The organism is Gardnerella pickettii, assembly GCF_029226345.1.
Lineage (GTDB): Bacteria > Actinomycetota > Actinomycetes > Actinomycetales > Bifidobacteriaceae > Bifidobacterium > Bifidobacterium piotii.
Map to the genome: position 1 here is coordinate 1,380,993 of NZ_JAKNCU010000001.1, position 17,365 is coordinate 1,398,357.

Sequence of the window (17,365 nt, forward strand, 5' to 3'; positions counted from 1 at the left end):
GCTAGGTAGAGATTCGATATTTTTTGCGGCGAATCGACGACTTCGAGCTGCATAATGCGTGGGCGCGACGACCTGCCTTTTCGCTTAAAGCGTAGCGCGAAAAGGCAATTCGGAGCGCTGAGCAGCTCAAGGCAGAAGCACTGCTTCTGCGCTGCGAAGACGTGAGCGCGCTGTAACGCGCGAGCGATACATCTCGATTCGCTGAGCCGCTTAAAGCAGAAGCATTGCTTCTGCGCGGCGAAGGCGTGAGCGCGGCTAATCCGCGCGAGCGTAGAATCACCCAGCCCTCGCGCAATACCAAGTAAGGATCGCGCAACACCAAGCAAATTATCCGCGCGACCCATTCTCATAATAATGGGCTAACGACTCATCGCGGAAGTCTTCAAAATATCCGCCGTCAATCGACGCGCGAATGTCGTCTAGAAGCTTAACAAAGAATCGCTCGTTGTGAATAGTGGCAAGCGTGTATCCGTTCATCTCTTTAGCGCGCAGCAAATGGCTAACATACATGCGCGAATAATGCGTGCAAGTGTAGCAATCGCAGCCAGCTTCAAGTGGCCCTTGGTCGTGCTTAAATTCCGCGCGCTTTACGTTGTATCGCCCGTGGCGAGTAAAAATCGCGCCGTTTCGGCCGCATCGCGCAGGAGCCACGCAATCAAACGTATCGCCTCCGTTTTCTACGCAAGCAAAAATGTCGTCAACTGCCGCGATTCCAAGCACGTGGCGAGGGCGATTTTCTGGCATAGCATCGCAAATCCAAGCGCAAGTATCTCCAATAATGCGCTTTTCAATCGCGCCGCCGATTCCAACGCCGTCAAAGTCGAGCGAAGCAATTTGTTCTGCCGCGCGCCTACGCAAATCCTCGTAATTTGCGCCTTGAACAACTCCATACAACGCCTGATATGGCTTTCCCAATCGCGTCTCGGTTAATCGCTTGTGTTCTGCAACGCATCGCTTGGCCCATCGGAAGGTGCGCTCAACAGACTCTTCTTGGTAGCGGCGAGTGTTCATAAGTGTTGTAAGCTCGTCGAAAGCAAACATAATATCTGCGCCAAGCTTGTGCTGAATTCCCATTGAGATTTCTGCGCTGAATCTATGAATCGAGCCGTTTAGAGGAGACTTAAAAGTGACGCCATCTTCGTCAACGAATGCCATGCGCTCTTTGCCAGCTGCGATTACGTCGTCGGACTTCATGCCAGTAACGTCCATTGCAAGCGTCTTTTTGAATCCTGCTCCAAGCGAAAGCACTTGGAATCCGCCAGAATCCGTAAAAGTTGGGCCATCCCAGTTCATAAACTTTGCAAGACCGCCAGCTTCGTCTAAAATGTCTTCGCCAGGGCGCTCATATAAATGGAATGCGTTAGAAAGCATGCATTGGCCGCCCAGGTCTTTTATTGACTCTGGTAGCACGGCCTTCATTGCGCCTTGAGTTGCAACTGGCACAAACGCAGGCGTGTGAATATCGCCATGAGGCGTGCGAATCACACCAGTTCGCCCGTATCTGGCTCCGTCTTTTCCTTTACCATCTGCAGCATTTTCTAAACGTGTTTTTGTTGTAAACGAGAATTCGCTGCGATCTCCTGGCTTACCAGGCTCTGCTCCGCGTGGGTGCTCAATAAGATTAGTCATACCTTTTACTCTATTAGAAGGCATGACGATACGCGTAGAAGTTGCGGCATTGCGCGCGGAAAAGTCGCAAGCAGCCGTTCGTTAAATTTTACGTGTTTTTATAATTTTTATAAAAATAGTTAGCTAATTTATGGGTTATATGTGGTATTTATACGGCATTTATACTACTAAATATTCAGGTAATTTTAAGAGCGGCACGTTTAACTCGTATTGTAAACGCAAAATTGTGTAAAAATTGCACATTAATTGCATATTAGCTTGTATGAATTTGTGTAATCAGATTAGAGTATGCTTTGTAAAAGATTTAAGGAGGATTAATGGCTGACGATATTTACGATTCTAAGGCCTACGATTCTAGTGAAGAGCAAAATGGCAATGCTTCACAAAGCCAATCGGAGCCAACGAGTGCGCAGGAAAATCATGTGAATCCAGAGCAGATTTATAGACCAGCTCCCGAATACGGAGCGTATGGTCCTGTAGATGCTGGCGATGCTAATAGTGATGCAAATAAGAATAGCGGTGATTCTAATAATTTTGGCGAATCGTTGCAAAATCAAGAGCAAAGTGGCGTGAGTGGTGCAAGTGTAGCGAATAGCGCAAATAGCCGTGATTATGAGAAATCAGAATATGGCAACGATTTAGATAACCCATTTTTGCCATATGGCGATCCATATGATAGCAATGGAGAGCAAAAGCAAACTAGATTCGGCAATCCTTACGATTTGAGCGATGATAATAGCGCGGATAATAGTGTGGAAAGTCAGCCTGCTGAAGCTTCAAATCAAGCGTCAGGCCAAATGCAAAGCCAATCGCCAAGCCAAATGCTAGGCCAAAATCCAAATGTGGTTTATAAAAAGCGCGGATTTAAGGCGGAATCTAAAGAAAACTCAACAATAATGGTGGCAATTGTGTCGTCCATTATTTCTGCAATTGTGTGCGTTGTTGTAATGGCGTTTGTTCTTACTCAAGGCTTGATTCCTATTCCAGGCGCGGGAACACTTGCAGATGTGGGTGCGCAAAGTCCTTCAAAAGGAACAGCCGTAGTAAAAGGAGGTCAGTCTCCCGATTGGCGCTCGGTTTCTAAAAACGTTTCTGGCGGAGTTGTGTCTATTCAGGCGCGCAATAGCAAAAACATGAGCAAAGGCTCTGGCGCAATAATCGACAAGCAAGGTCATGTTGTTACAAACAACCACGTTATTGCTGGCATGCAACAGCTCCAAGTAACACTTTCTAACGGTCAGATTTACAAGGCTAAGCTTGTTGGAACAGATAAAACTACTGATTTGGCTGTGCTTAAAGTAGACGGTTTGCCTAGCAGCGTAAAGCCAGTTGATTTTGCGGATTCGGACGCGCTCGCGGTTGGCCAGCCAATAATGGCAATCGGAAATCCGCTTGGATATGACGATACTGCTACAACGGGTATTGTATCTGCGCTTAATCGCCCAGTTTCTGTTATGGATGATCAAAGTCGTTCGGAAATCGTTACAAATGCTGTGCAAATTGATGCCGCAATCAACCCAGGTAATTCGGGCGGCCCAACTTTCGACGCTTCTGGAAAAGTGATTGGTATTAACTCGTCTATTGCTGCAACTTCTGCAAGAGGTGGCACAGCAGGCTCTATTGGAATCGGCTTTGCTATTCCTTCTAACCTTGTTAAGCGCGTAGTAAACGAGATCATTAAGAACGGTTCCGTAAAGCACGTTGCTCTTGGAATCATGGTTAAAAGCGTAAATGTAACGCAAAATAACATTACGCGTGGCGGCGCTCAAGTGGCCTCTGTAACTCCTGGTGCTCCTGCTGCAAAGGGTGGAATGCGTGCTGGAGATACAATCGTAGCGTTTAATGGCAAGTCTGTTACAAGCAACTACTCGCTGCTTGGATTTGTGCGCGCTACCGCTTTGGGAGATAAAGCAACAATAACGGTTGTTCGCGGTAATGGAACTGTAAATCTAACAGTCAAGTTTAACCAAGAAGAAGCTGCGGTTAATGGAGCAACTCGTCAAGATCCTCGCTCGCTAAGAAAGCGCAGCAACAAGAAGCCTGATTCTTCCGATAAGAAGAGCCAGAATGGCAATGGCGGCGATTCTTCGGATGATGACGACGACACTTTGGATCAGCTTCCTAGAGGCGGAGACGACGATTCCGACGACGGTGGCATTTTTGACCCATTCGGTTTTTGGTAAACTGATACCATGACCTACAAAGATTTTAGCCAACTTGCATCGGAGCGGTTTTCTGCACGCGACTTTTTGAACAAGCCGATTGAGCAAAACGTTTTAGAGTCAATATTGCACACTGCTTCTCTTGCACCAAGCTGGAGCAACACAAGAGCTTATGCGCTTGCTATTGCGCAAGGCAGCAAAAAAGACAACATTGTAAAAGCTTATTTAGATAAGTGCAATGCAATGCTTAAAGCCAAAGATAAGAGCTTGAGCGAATCTGAGCGCGCTCAGTTTGCTCAAGAGTCAGCGCCTAATGGCGACGTTCCTGTTGCAAAGCCGTATCCTAGCGACTTAAAGCAGCGAAGCGCTAAACTCGGTCTAGCGTTATATTCGCATTTAGGAATCGAAAGGCACGATTTTGCAGCCAGGAACGCCCATACGCGCAGGAATTTCGAGGCTTTTGGAGCGCCCGTTATTGGCTTTGTTTTAGCTAGGCGCGATTTTATGCCGTTTGCTGCAATGGACGCTGGCCTTATGTTGCAAACTCTGTTTCTTGCTGCTAAAGATTTAGGTGTTGACTCTTGCCCTCTTGGTGTTTTGTCAACTTGGCGGAGCCCATTGGATGCGGAGTTTGATGTTCCAGAAAACATGGAGCTTTTAACTGGATTTGCGCTTGGGTATGCTAGCGATTCGCACACAAACGAGTTTAGAGCCGAGCATCCAAAGATTGAGCTGCTGTAGCTGCTGTAGCTGTTGTTTAGAGGTTGCTAAGTTTATTTCTTAGTGATTGCTAAACAACAGCTTTTGCTTATTTTATATGCGCTTTTCGCTCGTAAATAGTGGCAGTGCTTTCCCAAACAAGAGCTTTCCAAGACGTTTTAACGTTGGAAACAGTGTGCGCGTTGTAGTGCGAAATGTTGTAGTTTAATGCCAAGAAGTAGTACCACGGCTGGCTGGATTCGCTAACAAAAAACTCTGGCTCGCCCTTTGCAGCGCACGCTGCCAACTCTTTTTCTTGCTGACTTGCAGACGAGCTTTCGTTTGTTATAAAAGTCTTGTTTTTGTATGCACAATCTATAAGATTCTTAGAAAAATAAGGGTTTGCGCCTATTAAAAGCCACGAATATTGGTGAGTGTCGATTTCTTCGTGCGAAATAACGTTTCCACTTTCGTCAACTTGCTCGTAATTATGGAGCCAAGATGCTACAAAACGCTTATTTTGCAAGTGATTGCTAGATATGTATTGCGCTACGGCTCTAGAAGGCGAATAGTCAAACAGAATGTCGTTTACGCAAGCGAACGCGTTCCAAATTAGGCTTGGTGCAAGAATTATTGAAATTAGCAAGTTGATTTTCAAAGCTTTGTTTTTTATAAATCTGGATTTAGTAGAGGCGATTTTAACAAAAATCGCAGGAATATCTTTGCTGCTAAGTGGCTCTTTAATGTGACTTATCCAAAGCACAGATAGCAAAAATACAAAGATTAGACCTGCGTGGTGAAGCGTAAAATAGCGAATAGCTACGATTGTAAGAACAAGATAAGGGATTACAAGAACTACAAGAAGTTTTCTGCGCTTGGTTATTCTAATTGCAAATGCCCAAATCGCAAGGCTAAAAATCGTGCATATTGCAATTGGCAAAAAGTCAAAAGGCATTCTTCGCATTGAAATATCGCCATAAAAGCTTGTAAACATGCTTTCGGAAGGCATTACAAATATAAAAGCGAAGCATTTTGCGATTGTTGAATTGCCATCAATCGTTGCGCGAGTGGCGAATGCGTTTTTTGCTGGCCATGCAAGAGCAAGGTTTGCAACGCCAAAAATGGCGATTAATCCCCAAGATATAAGTCGTGCCAAATTTGATGCGATTGACGGTATAATTGTTGCCTTAATCGCGTGAAAAATTGCATTAAAATCAAGAGTTTTATTGCGAGTTTTGCTAAGATCTTCGTTAAGGTTTTCGTTAACGTTCTTGCTAAAAACTCGCCAAATCCAAGCAATCGTAAATCCTGCAGCAAACGCAATTCCGTATACGCTAAGCAAGCACATAAACATAAGACTAATCGCCAGTTTCCAAGCACTAGAAGTCTTAGAATCCGCGCTATTCCAATAATGTGCCGCTACTAGCAAGCTTAAGCAAAGCAAGGCGTATGGTCGCGATGTAACTCCGTACTGGAAGCAAGCAAAATAAGTAAAGGGAATAAGAAAAGTTACAAGGCTACTTGCGTGCTTAAAAGGCGACTTAAAAATAAGCCACGCACCAAGTAGGCTTGCGCAAACCAGCTGAATGCCCTTAATTCCAAACTCGTATGGAATGCCACTTTTGGCTGCAATCGCAAGTAAAAGATTCCAAAAAGGAGGGTGACCTTCGTAATGCGTTCTAACGCTAAAAATGCTTGCGATTGGCGAATCGCGCGCAATCAGCCAGCTTTGAGCTTCGTCGAACCAAGGTTCGTGGAAACACATTACGATTGCAATAATCGCAATGTATAAAACAAAAGCCAAAAGCAGAGCCAATGTGCGCGCGTTATGTGAGCTTTGTAGATTGCGTAGATTGCGTAAATTGCGTGTCTTAAAAATCCGCATTCGCATTACCGTTAACTCTTAAATCCGCAATACTCTTAAATCCGCAATGCAATTGCTAATTTTGACTTAAAGCGGCAAGTCTACGCGCATTAGCAACAGCATACAAGCTGATTCCAGCTGCAACGGATGCGTTAAGAGATTCAACAGCGCTAGAGATTGGGATGCCTGCAATAGCATCGCAAGCTTCACGCGTTAGGCGACTCATGCCCTTGCCTTCGCTTCCAAGAACTACAACAAGCGGATCGGTTTCAAAACCAGTTTCGCCAACAAGCTTGTCTCCGCCGCCATCCAGGCCAATCGCGTACCAGCCGCGCTCGCGCAAACCTTGAATCGCCTTGTTTAAGTTCACGACTCTAGCAACAGGCAAGTGCGCTGCAGCGCCTGCAGAAACCTTCCAAGCGGCAGCCGTAACAGATGCGCTTCTGCGTTCTGGCAAGATTACGCCATTTGCGCCAAAAGCGGCCGCGGATCGAATAACAGCACCAAGATTTTGCGGATCGGTAACGCCGTCTAGCGCTATAAACAATGGGCGTGCGTTAATGCGAGCGGATGCAGAATCCGCTGCTTCCATAGCGCGAGCCTTCTTTTCTGCGCGGTCAACAAGCTCTTGCAGCGAATAGTATTGATAAGGCTGCACTTTTAATATAATGCCCTGATGATTAGTGCTGTGAGCAATGCGATCCATCTCTAGGCGATCCGCCTCCAAAAGTCGCAAGCCTTGCATGCCGGCAAGCTTAACGATTTCGCGCGTGCGATCGTCGTGCTCAATGCGGTTTGCCACATAAAGCTGCGTGCTAGGAACGCCTACGCGCAAAGCTTCAAGAGCTGCGTTTCGCCCAATAACCAACTCATCGCTATCTGTGCCCAACTTATCTACTCTGCGTCTAGCAGCCAAACGCGGATCTGCAAAAGTGCGCTTAATCGCAGCTTTTTTAGCGAAATAAGCCTTATGGTAAACGCGGTCTTCTGCCTTAGGAGTAGGACCCTTGCCGCGCAATGCATTACGATGTTTTCCACCCGACCCCTTGGTCGGTCCTTTTTTCATAGCCATATTCTTATTTTCACATGCCCCCGAGGCATTAGCGATGCTTTGGTGCTGCATCAGCGAGGCATTAGTATTTGGCGCTTTATGTGGCATAATAGAACGGTACTTAATTATTGCAAATTATTGTTATTGCAATAATCCACAACCGCGCAATAATCAAGATTTTGAGTTAGCTTTGCATAAAATTTTGATTATTGACTACTCCGCGGCGCTCCCAAGGGGGAAAATATGGTTGATCAAAGCGATCAATCCAAAGATCCGTCATTGCAAGACGTGCAAAATGTTGCAAATTCGCTTAATGTAAACGTTTCTACGGGTTTAAGCAGCGACGAGGCAGCTAAAAGGCTCGCGCAATTTGGCCCGAACGTTTTAGCTAGCGCTCCTAAAACACCAGCGTGGAAGAGATTCCTCGAACAGTTTAAGGATCCGCTTGTTTACTTGCTTATAGCGGCGACTATTATTTCCGCAATCGCATGGTTTGTTGAGCGCGCACAACATGGTGGCGAAAGTGGCGGCGAAGTTCTGCCATTTGACTCAATAGTTATAATCGTGATTCTTATAGCAAACGCAGTTTTGGGCTATATTCAAGAATCGCGTGCGCAAGAAGCAGTTGAAGCGCTGGCAAAAATGAGCGCTCCGCAAACGTCTGTTCTTAGAGATGGGCGAGTTATGCGCATAGATACAGCGGATGTTATACCTGGAGATATTTTGGTTCTTGGCGAAGGCGATGCTGTTTCTGCAGATGCAAGGCTTATTGCAGCCGCTTCTTTGCGCGTTGCAGAAGCAAGCCTTACGGGAGAATCGGTTGCCGTCAGTAAGCGTCCAGAAACTCTAGCTTCGCCAAAATCTTTAGCAGACCGCACAAATATGGTGTTTAATGGCACTGCTGTAACGCAGGGCACTGGTCGCGCAATCGTCACGTCTACTGGCATGAAAACTCAGGTTGGAAAAATTGCGGATATGCTTTCTAGTGCGCAAGAAGAAGCCACTCCTCTCGAGAAAGAGATGGTTCGCGTATCTAAGGTTCTTGGAATCGCAGTGTGTATTATTGCAGCCGTTGTGCTTGCGTCTATGTGGGCGCTTGAAGGCTTCCACACTATTGAAGATGTTATAGATTCTTTGCTTCTTTCTGTTTCTCTTGCCGTTGCTGCTGTTCCAGAAGGCTTGGCGGCGATTTTGACAGTAGTTCTTGCGCTTGGCGTTCAGCGTATGGTAAAGCATCATGCTGTTGTTAAAAAGCTTTCGTCTGTAGAAACGCTTGGTTCCGCATCTGTTATTTGCTCCGACAAAACTGGTACTTTAACTCGAAACGAGATGACTGTTGAGCGTGTTATAACGCCTAGTGGCCAAGTGCAGCTTACGGGTAGTGGGTATAAACCAGAAGGGCGAATGGTTTTGCTTGATTCTTTAGATGCGGATTTGGCAGTTCCTCCAGCTCTAGCTACAGAGGTGATTGGCGCGCTCGGATCTGGGTACTTGGCAAACGATGGCGACTTGCACCATAATGAATCGTCTGACGCATGGCAGCCAGTTGGCGACCCTACCGAGGTTTCGCTTATTGTTGCGGCTCGCAAAACCAAGGCAGACAAGCGTTACGCGCATCTTAGTCGCGTTGCGGAAGTGCCGTTTACTTCTGAGCGCAAACGCATGTCTGTTGTTGTTAAAGATGGCTCGGATTCTGGAAATCTTATTGTTTGCGCAAAAGGCGCTCCAGATGTTTTGCTTTCTTATTGCACGCGAATCGCAGTGGCTGGCGCTGTTCGTCCGCTTACAGAAGGAGACCGCGAAGAGATTCTTGCAAACGTGGAAAAGCTATCTGGAGAAGCGTATCGCACGCTTGCAATGGCGTATAGGCCGCTTGGCGTAGATAGTTTAGCTAAAGTTGACGGCATGGTTTCTAATGCTGCAGGCCAAATCGCAGATGTTGCTGAGCAAAGTGATGTTTTGGAATCTGATTTGATTTGGAACGGCATGGTTGCGATTATTGATCCTCCTAGAATCGAAGTTCGAGATAGCGTTGCTCAAGCGCATCGTGCTGGAATCCGAACTGTTATGATTACTGGCGACCATCCACTTACTGCCGCTCGAATCGCTCGCGACCTTGGCATTATTGGAAAAGATGAGCATGCACTTACAGGCGATGAGCTTGACGAGTTACTTTCTAGGGATGACGACAACATTGCTTTCGACGATGCGATTAGCAAAGTGAGCGTGTACGCGCGCGTTGCTCCAGAACACAAGCTTGCGATTGTTTCCTCGCTTCAAAGGCAAGGCAATATTGTTGCTATGACTGGCGATGGCGTAAACGATGCTCCTGCTGTAAAGTCGGCAGATATTGGCGTTGCGATGGGCATTACGGGTACGGAAGTCACAAAGGAATCTGCCAAGATGATTTTGGCAGACGACAACTTCTCTACAATCGTTGCAGCAGTGCGCGAAGGTCGCGGAATTTTCGACAATATTCGTAAATTCTTGAGATATTTGCTTAGTTCCAACGTTGGCGAAGTGTTCACTGTTTTTGGTGGCGTAGTGTTTGCTGGCGCTTTGGGAATTACGCAGCCAAACTCCGTAGGCGTGACTTTGCCTCTTCTTGCAACTCAATTGCTTTGGATTAATTTGCTTACGGACGCGGCTCCTGCGCTCGCAATGGGCGTTGATCCGCAAACGGATGATGTTATGAATAGGCGTCCGCGAAGACTTACGGATAGCGTTATCGATAAGCCAATGTGGGGAGACATTGTGTTTATTGGCGTGATTATGGCAGCTATAACGCTGATTGGCATGGATATGCATTTGGCTGGCGGATTGTTTACAGACCGCTCCACAACTGTTTTAACTCATGCCGCTCAAATGACTCACGCGCGCACAATGGGCTTTACTATTCTTGTGTTTGCGCAAATGCTTAATGCTCTTGCGTCTCGCTCGCATTTGCAAAGCGTGTTTGTTGGCTTGTTTGCAAATCGTTGGCTTTGGGGCGCAATCGCAGTTTCCGTAGTGTTGCAGCTTGCTGTAATTTATATACCATTCCTTAATGGTCCGTTTGGCACAGTTCCGCTCGACTTTATGGAGTGGGTGGAGTGCCTTGGGCTTTCAATGGTTGTGCTTATTGCTTCGGAGTTAAGAAAGTGCGTTTTGCGATTTATTGCTAAACGCAAAGCTGCTTCTTCTGTTGCAATATCTGCCTAATATTTTCGACCGCGGCACGCGCTACACTTGGCATATAAGTGTGTTTAAGTGTTTGTTTTACGAAGTTTTATCGCAAGGAGATTTGACGTTATGCTGTTGTCTGATCGCGACATTCTCAAAGCTCATGACGAGGGTCATATTGATTTGACTCCATGGACCCCACAAATGGTGCAGCCTGCGTCGATTGATGTGCGGCTCGATCGATTCTTCCGCTTGTTCAATAATCACGCTTACACGTACGTGGATCCTGCAGAAAATCAAGGCGAGCTTACTGAGCAATTTTCGGTTGCGCCTGATGAGCCTTGGATTTTGCATCCTGGCGAGTTTGCGCTTGGCTCCACTTGGGAGTATGTGAAGTTGGATTCAACGATTGCTGCGCGCTTAGAAGGTAAAAGCTCGCTTGGCCGTCTTGGAATTTTAACTCATTCCACGGCTGGCTTTATTGACCCAGGTTTTGAAGGCCACATTACTTTGGAGCTTTCAAACGTTAGTACGCTGCCAGTTAAATTGTGGCCAGGAATGAAGATTGGCCAAATGTGCTTCTTCCAGCTAAGCTCTCCATGCGAAAATCCTTACGGTTCTTCTGTTAACGGATCTCACTATCAAGGTCAGCGCGGCCCAACGCCGTCTAGGTCTTACGAGAACTTCTATCGCGCAAATTTGGAAGATTAGTATTAATTAAGATTTGATTAGTCTTGATTAGTCTCGATTTTTAAGAAAAATCAGGGGAAAAGTAGAAAACTTTCAGCAAGTTATCAGCTAGTTCACTAGCAGCGCTAAGGATTATGTGTTTTCATAATATTAGTGAAAAACTTAAAAGGTAATTCACGAAAGCTTATTCATATTTTTCCTTAAATTTAAACCCCAGTCCAATCGGCTGGGGTTAAATTTTTATGCAGTGTTCGCTGTGTAAATGCCAAAGCTGTGCCGTATGCTGTAATTATGACTAATCATAACGGTGTGATCTCTAGTGAGTTCGACAACGGCGAATTTAACAATAATGATTTTGGCGGCGGTGATTTTGGCGGCGGCAATAACGGCAACAGCAACGCCAATAATGGCGATTTTGGCAGCGAAGATAGCGCTGATGGCGCATCGAATGGCCTTCATGCTGGCCGTGAATCAAGCGTTGTTCCAGGCAGATTTGGCGAAGATTTGCATGTAAGCGTTGCTAAGTATTCTCGAGGCGAAGCAGCTGCATATGCCACAAGGCCTCTTCTTTTGCTGTTGCACGGATGGGGTTCAAACGAGGACGATTTGCTTGATTTAATGCGCGTTGTGGCACCTTATAACGATGCGATTTCTTTACGTGCTCCACTTCGCTTGGCTCAAGGCGCTTACAGCTGGTTCCATGATGCTGTGCCTAACGGAGATGACTTAGACAGAGATATGTATGCTGCGGCTGCTGCGATTGATGAGTGGGTTGCGGCGAACGTTCCCGAAGACCGCGCTGTTGTGCCATTCGGTTTTTCGCAAGGTGCGGCTCTTGCTGTTCATATTCTTAGGCTTAATCCAGATCGCTACCGTGCATCCGTTGCGCTTTCTGGCTTTGTAGCTCCTAATATTGCTAAAGATATTTCTCTTAACGACGACGTTCTTGCGGATCTTAATACGCCTGTTTTCTTTGGCTACGGCTTGGATGATGCTGTTATTGCTCCTTACGAGTTTTCGGCAGCTGCAGCCTGGCTTGAGGAGCATACGTGGCTGGAAGAGAAGCGTTACCGCGGGCTTGACCATGCAGTTCACATGGAAGAACTTGGCGATATTCGCTCTTGGTTTGCGTTGCACAATATTTCTTCGGGGTTAATGTGACTTTCGGTGCGCGCGAATATCTTCCACTCATGCAAGAGGCATTGCGACTTGCACAAGTTGCTTACGATTGTGGAGAAGTTCCAGTTGGCGCTGTTGTTGTAGATGGTTCTGGTGCGATTATTGGCCGCGGCTCTAATCTTCGCGAGCGAGACGTGGATCCTCTTTCTCACGCAGAAATTCTTGCGATTAGGCAGGCAGCAGAGGTGCGCAAGTCTTGGAATCTTAGCGATTGCACGCTTGTTGTTACGTTGGAGCCTTGCCCAATGTGCGCTGGCGCGATTTTACAAACGCATATTAGTAGCGTTGTTTTTGGTGCATGGGATTCAAAACTTGGCGCATGTGGATCCGTTTGGGATATTTTGCGAGATCCTCATATTGGCTCGCATCCGCAAGTTTTTGGCTCCGTTTGTGAATCGCAGTGTGTGCAGTTATTGCGTAATTTTTTCGAAAATCATAGATAAAACTGAATAATTTTTTAATTAGAAACGCTGTAAAGATGTAATTAGAAAAATTTTGACATTCTCAAAAAACTGTGTAATATGCTATAAAAACCAAAGAGCAGTTGACTGATTGTTTTTCACTCATTCGGTCTTCTGCTTTTTGTTATATTCGTGGTCGCTTGCGCGTAATCCATATAAATGAAATTTATGAATTTATGTATGGGCGCCACTTTACCTACATGGAGGTGTCATTATGAGTGACATGAAATATGCAATGATCGGTTCGGGCGCTATGGGATATCGCTATGGCGTTTTGTTGCAGGAGACGGCTGGTATTCATGTTGATTTCATTGATGCCTGGGATGAAAATGTGAATAAAGTCCGCGAGCAGGGTGGTGTAATGGTGAGTCGTGACCATGAAAATCGCCATCTTGTGCCAATCAATATGTATACTCCAGAAGATTATGACGGCGATCCAGACGTGTGGATTGTGTTTATGAAGCAGATGCAGCTTGCGGAGATGTTGGAGCGATGCAAGCCTTTGTTTAAGGATCATCAAGTTGTGTTCGCTGCAATGAACGGTTGGGGTCATTTTGAAAAGCTTCAGCAATATTTCTCGGACGATCGAATTTACGGCGGTACCGCAATGATTGCAACTGTTCTGAATGGTCCTGGAGACGTTGATTTTATTGGTAAAGTTGGCGTTGGTACAATGAATATGTGCGCGTTGAACGAGCAAGTGAGCAATGTTGAGCTTGCTATGCGTGATGATTTTCAAGCTGCTGGCTTGAATCCTACTATTACGGAAGATTTCAAGGGCACGTGCATGGCGAAGGTAGTTTTTAATTCCGTAGTTAATACTTTGTGCACAATGTATCAGATTCAGATGGGTCAGTTTATTTCGTATCCAGGGGCTATGGATATGGCTCGCCAACTTATTAACGAAGCGTACGACGTGTGCGATCGCGCAGGAATCCGTATGGTCAATACTCGTCAGCAAGAGCTGGAGGCTATTGACTATGTGAGCCGTGTTGCAAATCCTTTGCACTATCCTTCAATGTACCAAGATATGAGTCGCGGTCGCAAAACAGAGGTTGATTATATAAACGGATATATTGCGAAGCTTGGTCGCGAAAATGACTACGTGTGCCGCACTCACGAGTTCTTGACTCACGGAGTTCATTTGGCGGAGCTTGCATTTAGATTACATAATCAGCAATAATTTAGATAGTATCTCTATAGCTCTTACAATGAATGAGAAGGAGGCGCGGCTCGCGGTTTTACTGCGGGCCGCTTTTTATATTGTTAGTGCTTAAAAAATGTGCTTGTAAGATAGTTAAAGTATAGAATTGTAAACGTTGTGAATAATAAAATAAATAATAAAAATATTAATGGGGTTTATATGACTACTTTTAATAGAGCGAACTTGCCGCAATCTGTGCGCACAAACGGCGCTACGCCAAACCCTTGGTGGGCAAATGCAGTTGTGTATCAGATTTATCCGCGAAGCTTCCAAGACACTAACGGCGACGGAATAGGCGATTTGAAGGGCATTACTTCGCGTCTTGACTATTTGGCAGATTTAGGCGTTGACGTGCTTTGGCTTAGCCCTGTTTACAAGTCTCCACAAGACGATAACGGCTACGATATTTCCGACTATCAAGATATTGATCCGCTTTTTGGAACTTTGGAAGATATGGACGAGCTTTTGGCAGAAGCGCACAAGCGCGGCCTTAAAGTTGTTATGGATTTAGTAGTAAATCACACTTCCGACGAGCATGCGTGGTTCCAGGCTTCAAGAGATGCTTCTAGCGACTACGCGGATTGGTATTGGTGGAGGCCAGCACGCAAAGGGCATGTGCCTGGAGAGCCAGGTGCGGAGCCAAATAAGTGGGGCTCGTATTTTGGCGGTTCCGCGTGGACTTACGACCCAAAGCGCGGAGAATACTATTTCCATCAGTATTCGCCAAAGCAGCCAGATTTGAATTGGGAAAATCCTGCCGTTCGCGCTGCAGTGTACAAGATGATGAATTGGTGGATGGATCGCGGAATTGACGGCTTCCGCATGGATGTAATTACGCAAATTTCTAAGCGCATAGATAGCGAAGGGCGTTTGCCTGGAGAATACGGTTCGCAGATTGAAGATGCGCCAGCAGGCGATGACGGCTACTCTTCACCGTATTTCTTCTGCTCCGATGGCCCTCGCTTAGACGAGTTTTTGCGCGAGATGCGCGAGGCGGTTTTCAAGGGTCGCGAAGGTTTCTTAACTGTTGGCGAGGCTCCTGGAATTTCCGCGCATCGAAACACTTATATTACAAATCCTGCTAATGGCGAGCTGGACATGCTCTTCTTGTTTGATCAAGTTAATGTTGATTGCGCAAATGGAACTAAGTGGAATCCTATTCCTCTTAAGTTGACAGCATTAAAGCGCGCAATGGCAGATCAGCAGCAAGCAGTTAGCGAGGCTGGTTGGGCGAGCCTGTTCTTTAATAATCACGATCAGCCTCGTGCGCTTTCTCGCTGGGGTAGTGAGGCTAGCGATGAGATGCGCGTGCTTTCCGCTAAGGCGATTGCAATGCTCTTGCACATGCACCGCGGTACTCCGTACGTGTATCAGGGTGAAGAAATTGGCATGACTAACGCGCACTTTACGCGTCTAGAGCAGTATCGCGATTTGGAAGCGTTAAATATGTTTAAGCAGCGCGTAGAAGAAGCGCATATTCAGTCGGCTGAGTCGATGATGGATGCGCTCGCAAAGCGCGGTCGCGATAATTCTCGAACGCCTATGCAATGGAATGCGTCTAAATATGCGGGATTCATGCCTTTTAATGTTCCGTCGCAAAATAATGCACAGCCGTGGATTAGCGTGAATCCTAATTATGTAGATATTAACGCGGCTGAGCAAATGGAAGATTCGGATTCTGTTTATTCGTTCTACAAGCGTTTGATTGAGTTGCGTCATTTGCAGCCTGTTGTTTCGGCTGGTTCCTGGAATCTGGTTGACGCGGATGACGAGTGCGTTTACGCGTTTATTAGGCAGGTTGAGCAGACTTGTGAGAATGCTAAGGCATGTGAGGCAGATGTGGCAGGTAAGGCAGGTCTTGAGAATGATGTGAATTCTTCAAGTGCGGCTGCTGGCGATTTGCCTTGCGCTTCTGTAAAGAAGTTGCTCGTAATGATAAATATGACGGATTCATCTGTAGCAATCCCTGCTCAAAGTGCCGAATTGTTGCGTAATATCGCCTCTAACGGCGCATCGTATGATGATGTGATGATTTCTACCTACAGCGCGGATCATGCTCTTAAATCGCTTAAAAATGGCACGCTTGCGCCTTGGGAGGGAATCGCCGTTAGCTTGCAATAATTATTTTGTAATAGTCACTTTGTAATAGTGAATAGTCACTTTGCAATGTTCATTTTGCAATAGTTTCGTCTACTAACTTTGGCAGAGCTTTCGCAATATCTTCGCGTATTATGCGCTCTGCCAAATAATCGTATTGCGTAGCGCCCAGGTTCATTATTGTAATCAGCACTCCTGCGCGAGCGGCTAGTGGCACAAGGCTTGCGGCTGGAAACACTTCTAGCGTAGAGCCAATAACCCACAGCTCGCTTGCGTGCATAATCGCCTGCGCGCTGCGTTCCATTGCGCCTTCTGGCAGAGCTTCTCCAAAATATACAACGTCTGTTTTTATAAGACCATTGCAAGGCATGTTTCCGCGGTACGGCAGCGCGCGCCTGCAATGTGGGTCTGGGTGCGCGTCTAAGTCGCGCATAATATCGGCTGTATTGTAGCTTGCGTGGCAGCTCATGCAATGAGATGATCCAATGCTTCCGTGCAAGTTCACTACAATATCTGGGCTGTTTCCAGCTTTTTCGTGAAGCGCATCAAAGTTTTGAGTGGCGATTAAGTCCAGCATCCCAGCTTTCTCAAGTTTTACTAGCGATTTATGTGCTGTTCCTGGCTGAGCGTTCCAAACTGGCGACTCTTTTTGCCATCGCCAAGAGTAAATGCGTTCTTCTTCGCTACTTAAAAATGCGTCAATGTCGTAAACGCTCATTTGCTCTGGGTGTTTAGTCCAAACTCCATCTGGGCCTCGAAAGTCTGGAATGCCCGCGCTTGTAGATATTCCTGCGCCTGTTAACACAACAATATGATGGTGTGCGCTGTTGTGTGCGCTGCCCTTGCTGTTTTTCTCGCTATTTCTCATATACCTATATATAGCACGCGCACATGTTGTGTGCATATATGTAGTTGTTTGCTTGCGTTGTGTATTTTGTATTTTGCTTATGTTGATTGCGCGACACTCCCGTGTTTTGGTTTTTGGGGGTGTTTTTCTTGTTTTTTTGGATTATTTTTGTTGTGTTTTTGTTGGTGTGTGGTTACTTGCGACTTTTGATCGTGTTTTAGCCGTGTTTGCGACACTCCGATGGATGCTAGTGTTTTCAATGGTTTTGGCTTGTTGGCTTGTGTGTGATTTGCTTTTGGGCTTGCTTTGGTGTAAGTTTG

13 protein-coding genes are annotated in these 17,365 nt (G+C 46.2%); 8 read left to right on the forward strand and 5 right to left on the reverse strand.

Annotated elements, in window-relative coordinates:
- Positions 1-327: 327 nt before the first annotated feature.
- A complete protein-coding gene (gene tgt / locus MAF46_RS05600; RefSeq protein ID WP_196485397.1) occupies positions 328-1,653 on the reverse strand; it encodes a tRNA guanosine(34) transglycosylase Tgt in 1,326 nt (441 codons plus the stop codon).
- 293 nt (positions 1,654-1,946) lie between these two features.
- On the opposite strand from tgt, the gene MAF46_RS05605 reads away from it, so the two are divergent.
- Positions 1,947-3,812: a S1C family serine protease gene (locus MAF46_RS05605; protein ID WP_060785748.1), complete on the forward strand. Its 1,866-nt coding sequence runs from the start codon at positions 1,947-1,949 to the stop codon at positions 3,810-3,812.
- Positions 3,813-3,821: 9 nt separating this feature from the next.
- Positions 3,822-4,532 (forward strand): nitroreductase family protein, encoded by a 711-nt coding sequence (locus tag MAF46_RS05610; RefSeq protein ID WP_060785747.1) that lies wholly within the window; start codon positions 3,822-3,824, stop codon positions 4,530-4,532.
- A 67-nt stretch (positions 4,533-4,599) separates the two neighbouring features.
- On the opposite strand, the gene MAF46_RS05615 is transcribed toward MAF46_RS05610, so the two are convergent.
- Both MAF46_RS05615 and rlmB read right to left on the reverse strand, forming a co-directional pair.
- A complete protein-coding gene (locus MAF46_RS05615) occupies positions 4,600-6,375 on the reverse strand; it encodes a hypothetical protein (RefSeq protein ID WP_060785746.1) in 1,776 nt (591 codons plus the stop codon).
- A 55-nt stretch (positions 6,376-6,430) separates the two neighbouring features.
- Complete coding sequence (gene rlmB / locus MAF46_RS05620) at positions 6,431-7,426, reverse strand: 23S rRNA (guanosine(2251)-2'-O)-methyltransferase RlmB (protein WP_004132439.1); 996 nt, start codon at positions 7,424-7,426, stop codon at positions 6,431-6,433.
- Positions 7,427-7,648: 222 nt separating this feature from the next.
- On the opposite strand from rlmB, the gene MAF46_RS05625 reads away from it, so the two are divergent.
- The 6 genes from MAF46_RS05625 (at position 7,649) to MAF46_RS05650 (ending at position 16,222) form a co-directional block, all read left to right on the forward strand.
- Positions 7,649-10,606, forward strand: coding sequence for a cation-translocating P-type ATPase (locus tag MAF46_RS05625; RefSeq protein WP_060785745.1), 2,958 nt, complete (start codon positions 7,649-7,651; stop codon positions 10,604-10,606).
- 90 nt (positions 10,607-10,696) lie between these two features.
- Positions 10,697-11,278, forward strand: a complete 582-nt coding sequence (dcd, locus tag MAF46_RS05630; protein ID WP_016784181.1) for a dCTP deaminase — start codon at positions 10,697-10,699, stop codon at positions 11,276-11,278.
- A 270-nt stretch (positions 11,279-11,548) separates the two neighbouring features.
- Positions 11,549-12,418 (forward strand): alpha/beta hydrolase, encoded by an 870-nt coding sequence (locus tag MAF46_RS05635; RefSeq protein ID WP_060785744.1) that lies wholly within the window; start codon positions 11,549-11,551, stop codon positions 12,416-12,418.
- Positions 12,415-12,879: a nucleoside deaminase gene (locus MAF46_RS05640; RefSeq protein ID WP_081090813.1), complete on the forward strand. Its 465-nt coding sequence runs from the start codon at positions 12,415-12,417 to the stop codon at positions 12,877-12,879. The genes MAF46_RS05635 and MAF46_RS05640 overlap by 4 nt, the downstream gene beginning before the upstream one ends.
- Before the next feature lie 232 nt (positions 12,880-13,111).
- Positions 13,112-14,080, forward strand: a complete 969-nt coding sequence (locus tag MAF46_RS05645; protein ID WP_060785743.1) for a ketopantoate reductase family protein — start codon at positions 13,112-13,114, stop codon at positions 14,078-14,080.
- A gap of 180 nt (positions 14,081-14,260) precedes the next feature.
- Complete coding sequence (locus tag MAF46_RS05650) at positions 14,261-16,222, forward strand: alpha-glucosidase (RefSeq protein ID WP_060785742.1); 1,962 nt, start codon at positions 14,261-14,263, stop codon at positions 16,220-16,222.
- Between the two features lie 49 nt (positions 16,223-16,271).
- Here MAF46_RS05650 and MAF46_RS05655 read toward each other — a convergent pair whose 3' ends face one another.
- Both MAF46_RS05655 and MAF46_RS05660 read right to left on the reverse strand, forming a co-directional pair.
- Complete coding sequence (locus MAF46_RS05655) at positions 16,272-17,066, reverse strand: SIR2 family NAD-dependent protein deacylase (protein WP_060785741.1); 795 nt, start codon at positions 17,064-17,066, stop codon at positions 16,272-16,274.
- Between the two features lie 77 nt (positions 17,067-17,143).
- Positions 17,144-17,365: hypothetical protein (locus MAF46_RS05660; RefSeq protein WP_275883746.1), on the reverse strand; the 222-nt coding region annotated here is incomplete at its 5' end.

Bases quoted from the DNA above. Each gene is read 5' to 3' on its own strand.
- tgt (WP_196485397.1), bottom strand. From the start codon at position 1,653: ATGCCTTCTAATAGAGTAAAAGGTATGACTAATCTTATTGAGCACCCA.
- MAF46_RS05605 (WP_060785748.1), top strand. From the start codon at position 1,947: ATGGCTGACGATATTTACGATTCTAAGGCCTACGATTCTAGTGAAGAG.
- MAF46_RS05610 (WP_060785747.1), top strand. From the start codon at position 3,822: ATGACCTACAAAGATTTTAGCCAACTTGCATCGGAGCGGTTTTCTGCA.
- MAF46_RS05615 (WP_060785746.1), bottom strand. From the start codon at position 6,375: ATGCGGATTTTTAAGACACGCAATTTACGCAATCTACGCAATCTACAA.
- rlmB (WP_004132439.1), bottom strand. From the start codon at position 7,426: ATGGCTATGAAAAAAGGACCGACCAAGGGGTCGGGTGGAAAACATCGT.
- MAF46_RS05625 (WP_060785745.1), top strand. From the start codon at position 7,649: ATGGTTGATCAAAGCGATCAATCCAAAGATCCGTCATTGCAAGACGTG.
- dcd (WP_016784181.1), top strand. From the start codon at position 10,697: ATGCTGTTGTCTGATCGCGACATTCTCAAAGCTCATGACGAGGGTCAT.
- MAF46_RS05635 (WP_060785744.1), top strand. From the start codon at position 11,549: ATGACTAATCATAACGGTGTGATCTCTAGTGAGTTCGACAACGGCGAA.
- MAF46_RS05645 (WP_060785743.1), top strand. From the start codon at position 13,112: ATGAGTGACATGAAATATGCAATGATCGGTTCGGGCGCTATGGGATAT.
- MAF46_RS05650 (WP_060785742.1), top strand. From the start codon at position 14,261: ATGACTACTTTTAATAGAGCGAACTTGCCGCAATCTGTGCGCACAAAC.
- MAF46_RS05655 (WP_060785741.1), bottom strand. From the start codon at position 17,066: ATGAGAAATAGCGAGAAAAACAGCAAGGGCAGCGCACACAACAGCGCA.